18 protein-coding genes are annotated in these 16161 nt (G+C 70.5%); 10 read left to right on the top strand and 8 right to left on the bottom strand.

Features of this window, described 5'->3' with window-relative positions:
- Positions 1-49 precede the first annotated feature (49 nt).
- Genes VFF97_RS04125 through VFF97_RS04115 form a run of 3 tightly spaced genes read right to left on the bottom strand, consistent with a single transcriptional unit; the run spans position 50 to position 571 of the window.
- Positions 50-235: a hypothetical protein gene (locus VFF97_RS04125; RefSeq protein ID WP_325032230.1), complete on the bottom strand. Its 186-nt coding sequence runs from the start codon at positions 233-235 to the stop codon at positions 50-52.
- A gap of 1 nt (position 236) precedes the next feature.
- On the bottom strand, positions 237-371 hold the full coding sequence (locus VFF97_RS04120; RefSeq protein WP_325032229.1) for a hypothetical protein: 135 nt from the start codon (positions 369-371) through the stop codon (positions 237-239).
- Between the two features lie 17 nt (positions 372-388).
- Positions 389-571 (bottom strand): DUF5302 domain-containing protein, encoded by a 183-nt coding sequence (locus tag VFF97_RS04115; protein ID WP_325032228.1) that lies wholly within the window; start codon positions 569-571, stop codon positions 389-391.
- A gap of 327 nt (positions 572-898) precedes the next feature.
- On the opposite strand from VFF97_RS04115, the gene VFF97_RS04110 reads away from it, so the two are divergent.
- From VFF97_RS04110 to VFF97_RS04100, 3 genes are all read left to right on the top strand, one after another.
- Positions 899-3175, top strand: coding sequence for a polyribonucleotide nucleotidyltransferase (locus VFF97_RS04110; protein ID WP_325032227.1), 2277 nt, complete (start codon positions 899-901; stop codon positions 3173-3175).
- A gap of 231 nt (positions 3176-3406) precedes the next feature.
- The gene (locus tag VFF97_RS04105) at positions 3407-4465 is read left to right on the top strand and encodes an aldo/keto reductase (protein ID WP_325032226.1); all 1059 of its coding nucleotides are present in this window, start codon (positions 3407-3409) and stop codon (positions 4463-4465) included.
- 113 nt (positions 4466-4578) lie between these two features.
- Positions 4579-5181 (top strand): histidine phosphatase family protein, encoded by a 603-nt coding sequence (locus VFF97_RS04100; protein ID WP_325032225.1) that lies wholly within the window; start codon positions 4579-4581, stop codon positions 5179-5181.
- Positions 5182-5186: 5 nt separating this feature from the next.
- Here the strand turns inward: VFF97_RS04100 and VFF97_RS04095 are convergent, their stop codons facing one another.
- Positions 5187-5657: a GNAT family N-acetyltransferase gene (locus tag VFF97_RS04095; RefSeq protein WP_325032224.1), complete on the bottom strand. Its 471-nt coding sequence runs from the start codon at positions 5655-5657 to the stop codon at positions 5187-5189.
- A 56-nt stretch (positions 5658-5713) separates the two neighbouring features.
- Between VFF97_RS04095 and dapB the strand changes: the two genes are divergently transcribed.
- Together dapB and VFF97_RS04085 are read left to right on the top strand one after the other, a co-directional pair.
- Entirely contained in the window at positions 5714-6526 is an 813-nt protein-coding gene (gene dapB, locus VFF97_RS04090) for a 4-hydroxy-tetrahydrodipicolinate reductase (protein WP_325032223.1), read from the top strand.
- The gene (locus tag VFF97_RS04085) at positions 6523-6984 is read left to right on the top strand and encodes a tetratricopeptide repeat protein (RefSeq protein ID WP_325032222.1); all 462 of its coding nucleotides are present in this window, start codon (positions 6523-6525) and stop codon (positions 6982-6984) included. Before dapB ends, VFF97_RS04085 begins: the two co-directional genes overlap by 4 nt.
- Positions 6985-7085: 101 nt before the next feature.
- Here VFF97_RS04085 and VFF97_RS04080 read toward each other — a convergent pair whose 3' ends face one another.
- The 4 genes from VFF97_RS04080 to VFF97_RS04065 form a co-directional block, all read right to left on the bottom strand.
- Entirely contained in the window at positions 7086-8003 is a 918-nt protein-coding gene (locus VFF97_RS04080) for a TIGR01777 family oxidoreductase (protein WP_325032221.1), read from the bottom strand.
- The gene (locus VFF97_RS04075; RefSeq protein WP_325032220.1) at positions 7996-8421 is read right to left on the bottom strand and encodes an OsmC family peroxiredoxin; all 426 of its coding nucleotides are present in this window, start codon (positions 8419-8421) and stop codon (positions 7996-7998) included. The genes VFF97_RS04080 and VFF97_RS04075 overlap by 8 nt, the downstream gene beginning before the upstream one ends.
- Positions 8422-8515: 94 nt before the next feature.
- The gene (locus tag VFF97_RS04070) at positions 8516-9094 is read right to left on the bottom strand and encodes a DUF4395 domain-containing protein (protein ID WP_325032219.1); all 579 of its coding nucleotides are present in this window, start codon (positions 9092-9094) and stop codon (positions 8516-8518) included.
- Entirely contained in the window at positions 9087-9527 is a 441-nt protein-coding gene (locus VFF97_RS04065; RefSeq protein WP_325032218.1) for a thioredoxin family protein, read from the bottom strand. The genes VFF97_RS04070 and VFF97_RS04065 overlap by 8 nt, the downstream gene beginning before the upstream one ends.
- A 127-nt stretch (positions 9528-9654) precedes the next feature.
- On the opposite strand from VFF97_RS04065, the gene thyX reads away from it, so the two are divergent.
- From thyX to VFF97_RS04040, 5 genes are all read left to right on the top strand, one after another.
- A complete protein-coding gene (gene thyX / locus VFF97_RS04060; RefSeq protein WP_325032217.1) occupies positions 9655-10401 on the top strand; it encodes an FAD-dependent thymidylate synthase in 747 nt (248 codons plus the stop codon).
- A gap of 28 nt (positions 10402-10429) precedes the next feature.
- Positions 10430-11191, top strand: coding sequence for an SDR family oxidoreductase (locus VFF97_RS04055; protein ID WP_325032216.1), 762 nt, complete (start codon positions 10430-10432; stop codon positions 11189-11191).
- Between the two features lie 64 nt (positions 11192-11255).
- Entirely contained in the window at positions 11256-12233 is a 978-nt protein-coding gene (dapA, locus tag VFF97_RS04050) for a 4-hydroxy-tetrahydrodipicolinate synthase (protein ID WP_325032215.1), read from the top strand.
- 89 nt (positions 12234-12322) lie between these two features.
- Positions 12323-13999 carry a ribonuclease J gene (locus VFF97_RS04045; protein ID WP_325032214.1) on the top strand — a complete coding sequence of 559 codons (1677 nt, stop codon included), beginning with the start codon at positions 12323-12325 and terminating at the stop codon, positions 13997-13999.
- Positions 14000-14086: 87 nt separating this feature from the next.
- A partial coding sequence (locus VFF97_RS04040; protein ID WP_325032213.1) for a DNA translocase FtsK occupies positions 14087-16161 on the top strand: 2075 nt, incomplete at its 3' end.

The raw sequence follows: 16161 nt of genomic DNA, 5'->3' as shown, positions 1-16161 counted from the left end.
GACGATCCAGGCGGCCCCCGCGCGCGGGGGCGACTCCCGGGCCGAGGGGTCAGTCGCCAGGGTCGATCTCCCCGGCCTCGATGGCAGCCTCGCGCACCTCGAGCTCCTGCTCGTCGACGTCCTCCTCGACCGACTCGAGGGGGTCGATCGTCGGCGGCGGAAGCTCCAGCTCGTCCTCGTCGTCGATCGGCACCTCGCGCTCGTCGTCGGGAATCGGCTCGTGGAAGTCGCTCATGTCACTCCTCGCCTTCGGGTGGCAGATCAGCGGGGTCGACGTCCTCCAGGGGAGCGGCCTCGGGGTCGGATCCGTCGAGGTCGGGCAGCTCGTCGGCCTCGCCGGAGATCTCGTGGAACGTCGGATCGAAGACCATCGCCGTGCTCCTTCGCGTCAGCCGCTCTTGCGGCGGAACTCTCGCTTCGTGATCGCGCCGTGCGTGCCGTGGATCGCCGAGTCGCCGTCGAGGTGCGCCTCGCCCTCACGGTGCTGCGCGTTCTTCTTGTCGAGTGCCTCTTTGAACTTGCGCTTCATCTCGTCGGATGCCGCGCCCGCCGGCTTGTCGTCGGTGCTCATGCCCTAACCCTAGGGGCGCCGTCGCGGGGTCGCCACCTGCGCGGAAGAGGCCAGGTGGGTGGGCAGAAGCCGCACTGCTAGGATCGACGAGGCTGCCTTTGCGGCATCCGCTCAATTCAACATGAGCTTTCACGGAGCAGGCCGGCAGGAAGCTGGTCCCCTGTGGTGGGTTCCCCGACGCGACGCGGCGGGTGATCTTCGACTGGTGACCAGCGCTGGCGAGTCCCGCGGCGATGCCGCGCGTCGAGATCTGCCTGTTCCTGCTCCTTCGAGAAACCCTCGCCCGGCACACGGCCGGACGAGGCTAAACAAAGAAGGAGAGACCTCTTGGAAGGTCCTGAAATCACGTTCGCCGAAGCCGTCCTCGACAACGGACGCTTCGGCACCCGCACGGTCCGGTTCGAGACCGGACGCCTGGCCCAGCAGGCCCAGGGCGCCGTGGCGGCGTACCTCGACGAGGAGACGATGCTCCTGTCGGCCACCAGCGCCAGCAAGCAGCCCCGCGAGGGCTTCGACTTCTTCCCGCTGACCGTCGACGTCGAGGAGCGCTCGTACGCGGCCGGCAAGATCCCCGGCTCGTTCTTCCGTCGCGAGGGCCGTCCCTCGACCGACGCGATCCTCGTGTGCCGTCTGATCGACCGCCCGCTGCGCCCGTCGTTCGTCGACGGCCTGCGCAACGAGGTCCAGATCGTCGTGACGGTGCTCTCGATCGCGCCGGGCGAGTTCTACGACGCGCTCGCGATCAACGCGGCATCCGCGTCGACCCAGATCTCGGGTCTCCCGTTCTCGGGTCCGATCGCGGGCGTGCGTCTCGCGCTCGTGCCGGGCCACGGCGAGCACCCCGACCAGTGGGTCGCGTTCCCGAACACCAAGGTGCTCGAGGAGGCCGTGTTCGACCTCGTCGTCGCGGGCCGCGTGCTCGAGGACGGCGACGTCGCGATCATGATGGTCGAGGCCGAGGCGACCGAGCACAGCTGGAACCTCATCAAGGCCGGCGCCACCAAGCCCAGCGAGGAGATCGTCGCGCAGGGCCTCGAGGCGGCCAAGCCCTTCATCCGCGAGCTCGTGGGGGCGCAGAACGTCCTCGCGAACGCTGCCGCGAAGGAGATCCAGCCGTACCCGGTGTTCCTGCCCTACAGCCAGGAGACGTACGACTTCGTCGCGTCGCGTGCGTACGACGAGCTCGTGCCGGTGTACCAGATCGCCGACAAGATCGAGCGCCAGAACGCCGACGATGCGATCCGCGAGCGCGTCAAGGGCGAGCTCGTCGCCGCGGTCGAGGCGGGTGAGCTGCCCGCCGTCGCGACGATCGAGTTCGCGGCCGCGTACAAGGCCGTCACGAAGAAGATCGTGCGCGGTCGCATCCTCACCGAGGGTGTCCGCATCGACGGCCGCGGTCTCGCCGACATCCGTCCGCTCGACGCGGAGGTGCAGGTCATCCCGCGCGTGCACGGCTCGGCGATCTTCCAGCGCGGCGAGACCCAGATCCTGGGCGTCACGACCTTGAACATGCTCAAGATGGAGCAGCAGATCGACTCGCTGTCGCCCGTCACGCACAAGCGCTACATGCACCACTACAACTTCCCGCCCTACTCGACGGGTGAGACGGGTCGTGTGGGCAGCCCCAAGCGTCGCGAGATCGGCCACGGATTCCTCGCCGAGCGCGCGCTCGTGCCGGTGCTGCCGTCGCGTGAGGAGTTCCCCTACGCGATCCGCCAGGTGTCGGAGGCGCTCGGGTCGAACGGCTCGACCTCGATGGGCTCGGTGTGCGCGTCGACCCTGTCGCTGCTCAACGCCGGTGTGCCGCTGCGCGCGCCGGTCGCGGGCATCGCGATGGGACTCGTGTCCGACGAGGTCGACGGCCAGACGCGCTACGCCGCGCTGACCGACATCCTCGGCGCCGAGGACGCGCTGGGCGACATGGACTTCAAGGTCGCCGGCACGAGTGAGTTCGTCACGGCGATCCAGCTCGACACGAAGCTCGACGGCATCCCGTCGTCGGTGCTGTCGGCCGCGCTGCAGCAGGCGAAGGACGCGCGCATGCGCATCCTCGACGTCATCACCGCGGCGATCGACGGTCCCGACGAGATGGCGCCGACGGCTCCGCGCGTGATCAGCGTGCAGATCCCGGTCGACAAGATCGGCGAGCTCATCGGCCCCAAGGGCAAGACGATCAACGCGATCCAGGACGAGACCGGAGCCGAGATCTCCATCGAGGAGGACGGCACCGTCTACATCGGCGCGACCGACGGCCCGTCGGCCGAGGCCGCGCGCGCGCAGGTCAACGCGATCGCCAACCCGACCAACCCCGAGGTCGGCGAGCAGTTCCTGGGCACGGTCGTCAAGATCGCGACGTTCGGGGCGTTCATCTCGCTCCTCCCGGGCAAGGACGGCCTGCTGCACGTCAGCGAGGTCCGCAAGCTCGCCGGCGGCAAGCGCGTCGAGAACGTCGAGGACGTGCTGGGCGTCGGGCAGAAGCTGCTGGTGCGCATCACGAAGATCGACGACCGCGGCAAGCTGTCGCTCGAGCCGGTGCTCGAGGAGGCCGACCAGGAGAGCCGTGCGGCTGCCAGCGTCGGCCCCGAGGCTCCTGCCGAGGGCTGATCGGAGTCGAGATCGCGGATGCCCGCCCTCCCGTTCGCGGAGGGGCGGGCATCCCCGTCTCCGGCATGGGTGTCTCATCGTGATGCAAGCGTTATGCAATGTTTACCGTAGGTTCCCCTCAACGACCGGTCTCGTCGGTGGCCTGCCCTAGCCTTTAGATACGTGCCGGGGGGCACACAGCATCAAAAGGTCACGATCTGTCCTCTAGGACATCGTGAGGGGGTGTGGCACATGGCTTATTTCGACGTCGAATCGAAGCGTACGGCGACGCATCTGGCTGCCGTGGCCGCGAACGCGACGGATGCATCGGCGCCTCCTGCGCCGCATCCGTCGGAGCCCATCCCCGTCCAAGGTCCCGCCGTCGGCGAGGGCGTCCGCGTACGACTGGGTGAAACCGGGCACGACATCTTCCCGCTCATCCTCGGCGGCGCCGAGTTCGGATGGAACGTCGATCTCGAGTCGAGTCACGAGATCATCGACGCGTTCGTCGAACTCGGCGGCAACGCGCTGCACACCGCCGACAGCTTCTCGGGCGGCCGCAGCGAGCACATCGTCGGCCAGTGGCTGCACTCGCGCGGCATCCGCGACGACATCGTGCTCATGGTGCGCGTCGGCGGCAACCCCGACCACCCGGGCCTCGGCCCGGTGAATCTCGTGCGCGCCGTCGAGTCGTCGCTCACGCGTCTTCGCACCGATCGCATCGACGTGCTCTACCTCGACGCGACGGCCGACACGGCTACCGCGCTGGAAGACACGCTCGCGACGGCGGAGTGGCTCGTCGAGTCGGGCAAGGTCGGATCGCTCGGCGCGATCGGCTACACGGCCGCGCAGCTCGTCGAGGCGCGCATCTACGCGTCGGCGGGCTTCCCGCGCATCACGGTGCTCGACGTTCCCTACAACGTGCTGCGCCGCCACGAGTTCGACGACGACCTGCGGCTCGTCGCCGGGGCGCAGGGGATGGCCGTGACTCCGTCGCACGCGCTCGAGCACGGCTTCCTCGCGGGTCGCCACCGCACGCGTGTGCGCGGGGCGCTCTCGGTGCGCGGCGCTCAGCTCGCGGCGAACCTCAACCGGCGCGGCAGCCGCACGCTGCGCGCGCTCGACGCGGTCGGATCCGAGCTCGGCGTGCCCGACGCCGCGGTCGCGGTGGCGTGGCTGCTCGCGCAGCGCCTCGTGACCGCGCCGATCGTCAACGCGTTCGCGCCGCAGCACGTCGAGGAGCTCGTGCAGGGGGTCGGCGTGCGCCTCAACCGCGCGCAGCTCGCCGACATCGGCCGCGCGTCCGAGTAGGCGGCGGTCCGACTGTCCACAGTCCGCGTCGGCGGGCCGGGTCGCGCGCGCCGTTGTCGTAGGGTGGAGGGGTGCCTCTGAGCGCGCAGATCCCCCCGACGAAGTGAGCTGGTGTGACGCACTACATCTACCTCGTGCGGCATGGCGAGCATCAGGACGCCGAGCACGGCCTCGCCGACGGACCCCTGTCGCCGCGCGGCCGCCGACAGGCCGCGCTGCTGGCCGACCGCCTGTCCGGTGTGCCGTTCGATGCCGTGTGGCACTCGCCCCTCGAGCGCGCGAGCCAGACGGCCCATGCGGTGGCAGACCGCATGCCGTCGGTGAACCCCGAGCCCTCGGCGCTCCTGTTCGACTGCGTCCCCACCGGCATGACCCCTGAGACGCCCGCCGCGTTCGAGCCCTTCTTCGGCGGCGTGACCGACGCCGAGATCGAGGCCGGCCGCGCGCAGATGGGCGACGCGGTGAGCGAGTTCCTCGTGCGAAGGCCGGGTGAGGTGCACGAGCTGCTCATCACGCACAACTTCGTCATCGCATGGTTCGTGCGCGAGGTGCTGCAGGCGCCCGAGTGGCGATGGATGACCCTCAACCAGGCGCACTGCGGGCTCACGGTCATCGCCCAGAAGCAGGGTCGCCCATGGACGCTCGTGTCCCACAACGACATGGCGCATCTGCCTGTCGAGCTGCGCACGGGTCTGCCCGAGACCTACCCCGTCTGACGCCGTCAGGCGAGTGTTTTCGCGTACCAGCGCGTGGCGTTCGGATTGTCGTTGTACGGCTCGATCTGCGTGAAGCCGCTGGCCGCGTACAGGCCGCCCGCGGCCTCGAGCGTGTGATGGGTGTCGAGGACGAGCTCTGCCGCACCCCATTCGCGCGCGCGACGCTCGAGATCGGCGAGGAGCATCCGCCCCCACCCCCGTCCGCGCGTCGCGGGGGAGAGGTACAGGTGCTTGACCTCGTAGCGGACCCCTGCGGGGCCGTCGGGAACGCGACGGATGCCGCCGCAGCCGACCGGCGCCCCGTCGTCGTCACGCACGATCACGAACACGCCCGCGGGCGGCTCGAACGCGGCGGGATCGGGGAACACGGTGCGGTAGCCGCCGCCGGGGAAGATCTCGGCGCGCAGCGCGAAGTAGTCGGCGAGGAGGGCATGCGCTTCGGGTGAGTCGACGGATGCCTCGACGATTTCGACCATCCTTCGATCCTAGGTCGCGCGGCCGGCGTCTCCGCCCGCCCGATTAGGCTGGACGCATGACGACGCGCGTGGCCATCGTGGGCGGAACCGGCAAGCTCGGCGGCATCATCCGCTCCGTCGTCGAAGCCGAGGACGGATTCGAAGCGCACGCCGTGCTGTCGTCGAAGTCGACGCTGGATGAGCTCGAGGGCGCCGACCTCGTGGTCGACGCGTCGTCGCCCGCCGTGTCGATCGACGTCGTCCGCGCCGCGATCGAGCGCGGCATCAACGTGCTCGTGGGAACGTCGGGCTGGTCGGCCGAGCGCATCGCCCTCGTGCGCCCGCTCGTGACGGCCGCCGGGACCGGCGCCGTGTTCATCCCCAACTTCTCGCTGGGCTCGGTGCTCAGCACGGCGCTCGCCGCCGCGGCGGCGCCGTTCTTCCCGTCGATCGAGATCGTCGAGGCGCACCGCGAGACGAAGATCGACTCGCCGAGCGGCACCGCCGTGCGCACCGCAGAGCTCATCGCGGCGGCGCGCGGCGCGGTCGGTCCGGTGGAGTCGCCGCACGTCGATCAGCGCGCCCGCGGCCAGCAGGTCGCGAGCGTTCCCGTGCACTCGCTGCGTCGCCCGGGCGTCGTCGCGAAGCAGGACGTGATCCTCTCCGGACCGGGGGAGTCGGTGACCATCACGCACGACACGCTCGACCCGGCCCGTGCGTATGCGCCCGGCATCCGCATCGCCCTTCGCGCTGCGCGCGACGCGCAGGGCGTCGTCGTCGGCCTCGACAGCTTCATCGACCTGGGCGTGCGCATGCCGGGCACGGTCGAGGAGCCGCCCGTCGCCGACGGAGACGTCTCGGGCCAGGTCGCCGGCGTGACCCCCGCATGAGCGCGCGCATCGGCGTCTTCGTCATCGCGGCGGCGCTCGCGCTGTACATCGTGCTGGTGGGGCAGCGGGCCGTGCTGCTGCTCATGAGCGGCGACGTGGTGGGCACACTCATGGGCGTCGCCCTCGTCGTGCTGCCGCTCATCGCGGCATGGGGGCTCGGGCGCGAGCTGTGGTTCGGCGTGCGCGCCGAGCAGCTCGCGCGCCGCCTGGAGGCCGAGGGTGCCGTGCCGACCGAGGAGGTCGCGGTGCGCCCGAGCGGTCGTGTGCTGCGCGAGGACGGCGACGCGATCTTTCCCGCGTATCGCCGCGCGGCGGAGGAGAATCCGGACGACTGGCGCGCGTGGTATCGCCTCGGCCTCGCGTACGACGCCGCGGGCGACCGCCGCCGCGCGCGGGAGGCCGTCCGTCGCGCGATCCGCCTCGAGTCGGGCGAGCGCAAGGCGTCTTCCGGGGCCTGAGCGCCCCGGAAGACGCCGAGATTGCGCGAATGACCGCGCGGCGGCGCATCCGGTCGTCGTTCGCGCAATCTCGGCGGGAGTAGGCGACGGGCGAGGGGTGGTCAGACCGCGGGGGGCACGGCCGCGGCGACCGCGTCCTCGACGCGCGGGTGCGCCCACGTGAAGCCCGACGCCTCGAGCTTCTCAGGCACGACGTGCAGGTCCGAGGTCAGGAGCGCCTCGGTCGCGTCGCCGCCGAGCACGAGCTTCATGCCCCACTCCGGCGCGCGCACGAGGTAGGGGCGGTTCATGCGGAGAGCCAGCGCGAAGCCGAGGTCGTTGGCTGTCGCGCGCGTGGGGCCGGTGAGGTTGACGGGTCCGTCCAGACCCGCGTCGATGACGTGACGGATTCCGCGCACCGCGTCCTCGAGCGAGATCCACGGCCACGCCTGGGTGCCGCGCCCGATGGGGCCGCTCACCCCGAAGCGCGTGAGGAGGATGAGCGGCTTGAGGATGCCCTCCCGGTGCACGATCGGCGCCGTCCGGAGCACCGCGACCCGCGCGCTCCGCCCCGCCGCGAACGCGGCCGTCTCCCATTCGCCGACGAGATCCGCGAGGAAGGACTCGCCGCGTGGGGAGTCCTCGGTGAGCCGGCGGCCGGGCGCCGACCCGTAGTAGCCCGCGGCGGACGCGGACACGAAGGGCGGGGCATCCGACCCCAGTTCGCGCACGGCGCGCGCGATCGCCTGCGTCGGGGTGATGCGCGACCAGAGGAGGGTGTTCTTGTACTTTCCCGTCCACGGAAAGCGGCCGATGCTCGCGCCGTTCAGCCCGACGACGGCGTCGGCGCCCTCGAGCACGCCCGGGTCGAGCGGCTCGGCTCGCGTGAGCCACTCCACCTCATCCGGATGCTCGGCCGGACGCCGGACGAGCCGGGTCACCGCGACGCCGTCCGCGCGGAGGCTGTCGGCGAGAGCACGCCCGATCAGGCCGGACGCGCCGCCGATGACGACGCGCCGGCCACGATCGGATTCAGGCAAGCGTCGCCTCGAGGGTGATCTCGATGCCCGCGAGCGCCTGCGACACGGGGCATCCGGCCTTCGCGGCCTGCGCGATGCGCTCGAAGTCCTCGGGCTCGATGCCCGGCACCACCGCGTTGACGTTGAGGTGGCTGCCGGTGATGCCGGTGCCCGGCTTGAACGTGACGGATGCCGTCGTGTCGATCGACTCCGGGGGAGTGCCGTTCTGCGCCAGTTCGTGCGACAGCGCCATGCTGAAGCACGACGAGTGCGCCGCCGCGATGAGCTCCTCGGGGGTCGTCGTGGAGCTGGACCCCTCGCTGCGGGCCTTCCAGTTCACGTCGAACGTGCCGGTGCCCGAAGAGACCAGGGTGACCGTGCCCTGGCCATCGGCAAGGCTGCCCTGCCAAGCGGTGGTGGCTTCGCTCGTGACGGTCATCGGTACCTCCTTGTCGCCGGCATCCGCCGTTCGGACGCCGTTCCGTCAGCCTAGCCACGCCGCACGGGCGACGCGATGGATTGACGCGGTGTCGTCAGGCCGCGGCACGCTCGCGGCCGACCAGGCCCATGCGCTGCAGCAGGAGGTAGAGCTGGCACCCGAGGCACAGCCCGAACACGGCGTTGAGGAACGCCGCGACGAAGGCCATCGCTGCCGCGATCGGCAGTGCCCACGGCACTCCGACGAGGTGCAGCATGAGCCCGACCGCGGTGACGAGCAGGCCGACGCCCTGCGCGAAGCGCGGCGGGCGCGGGTCTTCGAGCTCGGTGGGCGGGCTCAGGCGCGGCTGCACCGCCTTGCGGTAGAGGACACCCCACGGCGCGGTGCGCGGCGAGAGCACGCCCCACAGGAACAGGAGCGCGATCACGAGCAGCAGCAGGAAGGCGGGGTCGAGGACGCGCTGCGCGAGGGACGCGTAGCGGATCGCCCACTCGGCGCCGGGAATGAACGTCGCGTCGGCGAGTGGCTGGTAGGCGAACCACACCGCGTCCGCGCGCGCCGTCGACAGCCCGGTGAGACCCAGGAGCACGTCGACGAGCAGCAGGAAGCTCGTGATGCCCGCGGCGAAACGGGGTCCTCGGGGGTCGATGCCGCGGGCGGGGGCGTCAGACATGGGTGGCCGTCTCCGAGGTCAGGCGTGCGAGCTCGAGCTCGAGCACGTCGCGGTTGGGGGCGCCGCCGAATCGGGTCTGGACGGCGCCGTCGCGGTCGAGGATGAGCGTGGTGGGGGTCTGCAGCACGTGGAAGTGGCGCGCGATGTCGGGCCGGTGCGTCAGGTCGATGTCGAGATGGCGCACGCCCTCGTGGGCGGCGGCCACAGCGGCGAGCGTGCGGTGCACTCCGGGGCAGCGCGCGCACAGCTCGGTGGAGAACTGCAGCAGCGTCGCGTTCTCGCCGAGGCCGTCGGCGCCGAGGCGCTCGGGCTGCACGATCTCGTGCGGGATGTGGCGGCGGGGGCGGTTCTGGCGCCAGCGGAGGAAGACGCCGAGGGCGACCGTCGCCGCGAGCAGCACGGCGAGGCCGACGAGAGCGCTCACGAGATCCACAACGAGCCAGGCTAACTGCAATCACCTGAATGGAGGCCGGATGCGGCGCAGTATGACGAAACGGACGTAACACGGCGTCGGCCCCGGCTGCTCTCCGATGGCGGCGGGCGCGGCTAGTGTGGCAGGCGTGACCGACGAAGCCATCACCGAGCCCGAGATCGAGTTCCGCAGCGACGTCACCGTCGAGATCGTGCGCGCGAGCGCGTCCGACTCCGACGTGCTCTTCGCCGCGCGCGTGTCGACGATGGGCGAGCAGACGCTCGAGTCCGCGGCCGCGGGCACCGAGGCATCCGCTCGCGATCGCGGCCTCATCAACTACCTCATGCGCGACCGGCACGGATCGCCGTTCGAGCACAACTCGATGACCTTCTACGTGCAGGCGCCGATCTTCGTGTTCCGCGAGTTCATGCGGCACCGCATCGCGTCGTACAACGAGGAGTCCGGTCGCTACCGCGAGCTGCGCCCCGTGTTCTACGTGCCCGCGCCCGATCGGCGGCTCGTTCAGGTCGGCAAGCCCGGCGCGTACGAGTTCCTCGAGGGCACGCCCGAACAGGCGGCGATCGTCGACGAGGCGACCCGCGAGGCATCCGTGCATGCGTTCCGTGCGTATCAGCGGATGCTGGACGCCGGCGTCGCCCGCGAGGTCGCGCGCATCGTGCTGCCGCTGAACATCTACTCGTCGATGTACGTGACGATGAACGCGCGCTCGCTCATGAACTTCCTCTCGCTGCGCACGAAGGTCGAAGGCACGCACTTCCCGTCGTTCCCGCAGCGCGAGATCGAGATGTGCGCCGAGAAGATGGAGGCGATCTGGCGCGACCTCATGCCGCTGACCCACGCCGCGTTCAACGCCAACGGGCGCGTCGCGCCGTGATCCGAGGACGGATGCGACAGGAGGCGATGTGACGACAGCGCTCATCACCGGCGCCAGCTCCGGCCTGGGCGCCGAGTTCTCCCGGCAGCTGGCGGCGCGTGGCGCCGACCTCGTGCTCGTCGCGCGAGACCGCGAGGCGCTCGACGAGCTGGCGGCACGGCTGACGTCGAGGTATCGCGTGCAGTGCGAGGTGCTCGTCGCCGATCTCGCCAAGCCCCGGCAGCGCGCGAAGGTCGTCGAGCGCATCGTCGACGAGGAGCGCCCGATCGAGGTGCTCGTGAACAACGCGGGGTTCGGCCTGCCGCTCGCGTTCGAGCGCAACGACATCGAAGACGAGGCGCGGCACCTCGCGGTGCACGTCGAGGCGCCCATGCGGTTCATGCACGCGGCGCTGCAGTCGATGCTCGCGCACGGCCACGGACGCATCATCAACGTCGCTTCGGTGGCCGCGTTCACCCCGCGCTCCACGTACGGCGCCGTCAAGGCATGGATCGTGAGCTTCAGCCGCTGGGCGAACACCGCGTACCGCTCGCGCGGCGTCACCGTCACCGCGGTGTGCCCCGGCTACACGCACACGAACTTCCACGAGCGCGCCGGGCTCCCGCCGGGGCAGGAGGGCGTGCCGGCGTTCATGTGGCTCGACGCGCCGGCGGTCGTGGGCCAGGCGCTGCGCGATTCCGCGCGGGGCAAGGCGGTGTCGATCCCGTCGCTGCGCTACAAGGCGATCGTCGCGGTGTCGCGGATCCTGCCAGCGGGCGTCGTCGCCTCCGCAGCGCGGCGCGGCCGCTGAGCGGTGTCGGAAACAGGCCGGAACACGGAACGGCCGCCCCTCGCGAACCGATAACCTGAACACCATGACGCATACGGGCAACCCCTTCGGACAGGTGCTCGTCGCGCTCGTCACCCCCATGACGGCCGACGGTGAGGTCGACTGGCCCGCCGTCGAGAAGCACATCGACGACGTCATCACGGCAGGAGCCGACGGCGTCGTCGTGACCGGCACGACGGGCGAGACCTCGACGCTCACCGACGCCGAGAAGGTCCGCCTCGTCGAGGTCGGCAAGGACGTGGCATCCGGCCGCGCCAAGATCATCACGGGCGGCGGCTCCAACGAGACCGCGCACGCGATCGAGCTCTACAAGGCGAGCGAGCGCGCGGGGGCCGACGGCATCATGATCGTGACGCCGTACTACAACAAGCCCACGCAGGCCGGCATCCTGACGCACTTCCGGCTCGTCGCCGACGCGACCGACCTCCCGGTGATCCTGTACGACATCCCGGGTCGCACGGGCGTCCCGATCACGTACGAGACGATCCTGCGTCTCGCGAAGCATCCGAACATCCTCGCCATCAAAGACGCCAAGGGCGATTTCAGCGAGGTGAGCCGCGTGCTCAACCAGACCGACCTCATGTACTTCTCCGGCGACGACGCGAACGTGCTCCCGCATCTCTCGATCGGCGCGACCGGGCTCATCGGGGTCACCGCGAACATCGCGGCGCAACCGTATCGCGAGATCGTCGACGCCGTGAACGCGGGAGACCTGCACCGAGCGACGGCCGCGCATAAGAAACTCGAGCCGCTCGTGCGCGCGGTGATGACGCACGTGCCCGGCACCGTGTCGGCGAAGTACATCCTGCACGGCCTCGGCCGCATCGGCAGCCCGCGCGTGCGCCTGCCGCTCGTGGGGCCGGAGGAGTGGGAAGCCGCGAAGATCGAGGACGAGCTCGCTCTCGTGCGCGACGTGCCCGGTGCCGACTTCTCCAACTTCCGCCCCGACCGCAACGCCGCCGCGGGCGGCGCATTGCCGAAGGTCTCCGGCACGACGAGATGAGGGCGGTCCGTCGGGCGCGCGGCGCCCGATGACGCGAGAGGCGGATGCCGCGTGGCATCCGTCGAGGAAAGGCGATCGGAAGGCGATCAATGCCCAACACCGTGTACGACCCGCCGGCTCTTGCCCAAGGCACGCTGCGCGTCACGCCGCTCGGCGGGCTCGGCGAGGTCGGCCGCAACATGACGGTCTTCGAGTACGGGGGCAAGCTCCTCGTGGTCGACTGCGGCGTGCTGTTCCCCGAGGAGCACCAGCCGGGCGTCGACCTGATCCTGCCCGACTTCGAGCCCATCAAGGAGCGTCTCGACGACATCGTCGGCCTCGTGCTGACGCACGGCCACGAGGACCACATCGGCGCGGTGCCGTACCTGCTCAAGCTCAAGAGCGACATCCCGATCCTCGGCTCCGGCCTCACGCTCGCGCTCACCGAAGCGAAGCTCAAGGAGCACCGGATCAAGCCGTACAGCCTCACCGTCGCCGAGGGGCAGCGCGAGAACGTCGGCCCCTTCGACCTCGAGTTCATCGCGGTGAACCACTCGATCCCCGACGCGCTCGCGGTCGCGATCCGAACCCCCGCGGGCACCGTCCTCGCGACGGGCGACTTCAAGATGGACCAGCTGCCCCTCGACGGACGCCTCACCGACCTGCGCGCGTTCGCACGGCTGGGGGAGGAAGGCGTCGATCTCTTCCTGCCAGACTCGACGAACGCGGATGTCCCGGGCTTCACGCCGCTCGAGCGCTCGATCGGCCCCGTGCTCGACCAGGTGATCGCGAAGGCGCCGCGTCGCGTCATCGTCGCGAGCTTCGCGAGCCACGTGCACCGCGTGCAGCAGGTGATCGACGCCGCGTACGCGCACGGCCGTCGTGTCGCGTTCCTCGGGCGCAGCATGGTGCGCAACATGACGATCGCCGAGGAGCTCGGCTACCTCAACGTCCCCGAGGGCGTGCTCATCGACTACAAGCAGGCGCGCGAGCTGCCCGACGACCGGATCGTGTACATGTCGACGGGATCGCAGGGCGAGCCGATGGCGGTCCTGTCCCGCATGGCGAACCTCGACCACGAGATCGAGCCCGGACCGGGCGACACCGTGATCCTCGCGTCGAGCCTCATCCCGGGCAACGAGAACGCGGTGTACCGCGTGATCGACGGACTCACGAAGCTCGGCGCGAATGTCGTGCACAAGGGCAACGCGAAGGTGCACGTCTCGGGGCACGCGGCCGCGGGTGAGCTGCTCTACTGCTACAACATCCTCCAGCCGCGAAACGTGCTGCCTGTGCACGGCGAGTTCCGTCACCTGCGTGCGAACGCCGCCCTCGCGCAGGACACGGGCATCGCGCCGGAGCGCACGATCATCGGCGAGAACGGCACCGTCGTCGACCTGCGCGACGGCGAGGCATCCGTCGTCGGTCAGCTCGACCTCGGCTTCGTGTACGTCGACGGCTCGACCGTGGGCGAGATCACCGAGGCCGACCTCAAGGACCGCCGGATCCTCGGCGAGGAGGGGTTCATCTCGGTGATCGTCGTGGTCGACGCCGCGACCGGCAAGATCATCTCCGGCCCCGAGATCCACGCGCGCGGCTTCGCGGAGGACGACGCGGTGTTCGACTCGGTCAAGCCGAAGATCGCCTCCGCGCTGACCGAGGCCGCGCAGTCGGGCGTGCGCGACACGCACGCGCTGTCGCAGGTCGTGCGGCGCACGATCGGTCGCTGGGTCAACCAGTCGCTGCGTCGGCGCCCCATGATCGTGCCCCTCGTGATCGAGGCGTAGCCCCCTCGGATCCCGCCCCCGCGGAGCCCGCGCGGTGCGCCGCGTGGCTACCTGGCGATGTCGTCCGGCGCGCTTACGGTGGAATCTATGGCCAGGAGCTCCAGCCCGACCACGAACGGTCGCGCGCCCGCGAAGGGCTCGTCTTCGCGCGCGTCGAAGTCCTCCGCGGGGTCGAAGGGCGACGCCCCCACGAAGGCGCGCTCCGCGCCGGCTCCGCGTCGGTACGTCGGCGAGCCAGAGCGGCCGCCGGTGATCGTGCGCCTGTGGCTCGGCCTCGCGCACGCGACGGGCGCGCTGTTCCGCGCGTTCGGGCCCGAGACGCTCGAGAAGGAGCAGCGTCGCGACGGCTTCCCGCTCCTGCTCGTGCTCCTCGCGGTCGCGGGCGCCATCGTGGAGTGGTTCTTCATCGGCAACGACGTCGCGGGCACGATCAGCGACTACACCGCGGGAGCGCTCGTGGGCCGCGAGGCGTTCGTGCTGCCCGTGCTGCTTCTGCTGCTCGCGGGCTGGATGTTCCGGCATCCGTCGTCCGTGCACGACAACGGGCGCATCGGCATCGGCTTCGGCCTGCTGCTGTGGACGATCGCGGGCTTCTGCCACATCGCGGGCGGCCGCCCGCAGCCGCCCCAGGGGCTGCCCGCGCTCAGCGAGGCGGGCGGCCTGTTCGGCTGGATGATCGGCGAGCCGCTCGCACTCGGCCTCACCGACATCGGCGCGTACATCGTGCTGTCGCTGCTGGCGGCGCTGAGCATCCTCATCATCACGAAGACGCCGCCGAACCGCATCGGCCGCAGGCTGGGCGAGCTGTACACGTGGATGTTCGACGCCGAGCCGCGCACGGCCGACGACGCGGCATCCGATTCCTCGACCGAGTCCGAAGACCCGTCGCTGCCGTGGTGGCGTCGCAACAAGACCGGCCGCGAGAAGGACCCCGACGAGGGCTCGATCTCGAGCGATCTGACCGAGCTCCTGCCGCCCGGGTCGTCGGAGGGCGGGTTCGAGCAGGCGATCACGCCTCCGGTGATGCCGGATGCCGCGACCGAGGTCATCGTGCCGTCGGCGCCGCCCGTGCCGTCGCAGGGCAAGGGCGGCACGGCGCTCGTCGACGACTCCGCCGCACCGCACGACGACGGCACGCTGCCCGGGCTCTCGGGGCTCGGAGGCGATGGTCCGCGCACGCCGCCGTCGGCGCCGTACCGGCTGCCGTCGGTGTCGTCGCTCGCGGCGGGGACGCCGCACAAGGCGCGCTCGCAGGCCAACGACGACACCGTGCGGGCCATCACGGGCGTGCTCGAGCAGTTCGGCGTCGACGCCCGCGTGACGGGCTTCTCGCGTGGTCCGACAGTGACGCAGTACGAGATCGAACTCGGTCCGGGAGTCAAGGTCGAGCGCATCACGGCGCTCACGAACAACATCGCGTACGCCGTCGCCTCGAACGAGGTGCGCATCCTCGCGCCGATCCCGGGCAAGAGCGCGATCGGGGTCGAGATCCCCAACACCGACCGCGAGATCGTGACGCTCGGCGATGTGCTGCGCTCGGACGCAGCGCAGCGGTCGACGCATCCGATGACCATCGGTGTCGGAAAGGACGTCGGCGGCGGCTACGTCGTGGCGAACCTCGCGAAGATGCCGCACCTGCTCGTCGCGGGCTCCACCGGCTCCGGCAAGTCGAGCTTCGTGAACTCGATGATCACGAGCCTGCTCATGCGCGCTAAGCCGTCCGAGGTGCGGATGGTCCTGATCGACCCCAAGCGCGTCGAGCTCACGAACTACGCCGGCGTGCCGCACCTCATCACGCCCATCATCACGAACCCCAAGAAGGCCGCCGAGGCGCTGCAGTGGGTCGTGAAGGAGATGGACATGCGGTACGACGACCTCGCGTCGTTCGGGTTCCGCCACATCGACGACTTCAACCGCGCGGTGCGGGCGGGCGAGGTGAACGTCCCCGCCGGCAGCGAGCGGGTGCTCAAGCCCTATCCGTACCTGCTCGTCGTCGTCGACGAGCTCGCCGACCTCATGATGGTCGCCCCGCGCGACGTCGAGGAGTCGATCGTCCGCATCACGCAGCTGGCCCGTGCGAGCGGCATCCACCTGGTCCTGGCGACGCAGCGTCCGTCGGTGGACGTCGTCACGGGTCTCATCAAGGCGAACGTGCCGTCTCG

It is taken from the genome of Microbacterium sp. (assembly GCF_035687345.1).
Taxonomy (GTDB): domain Bacteria; phylum Actinomycetota; class Actinomycetes; order Actinomycetales; family Microbacteriaceae; genus Microbacterium.
The sequence above is the reverse complement of the archived record's forward strand: the minus strand, read 5'-3'. Positions and strand labels throughout refer to the sequence as shown.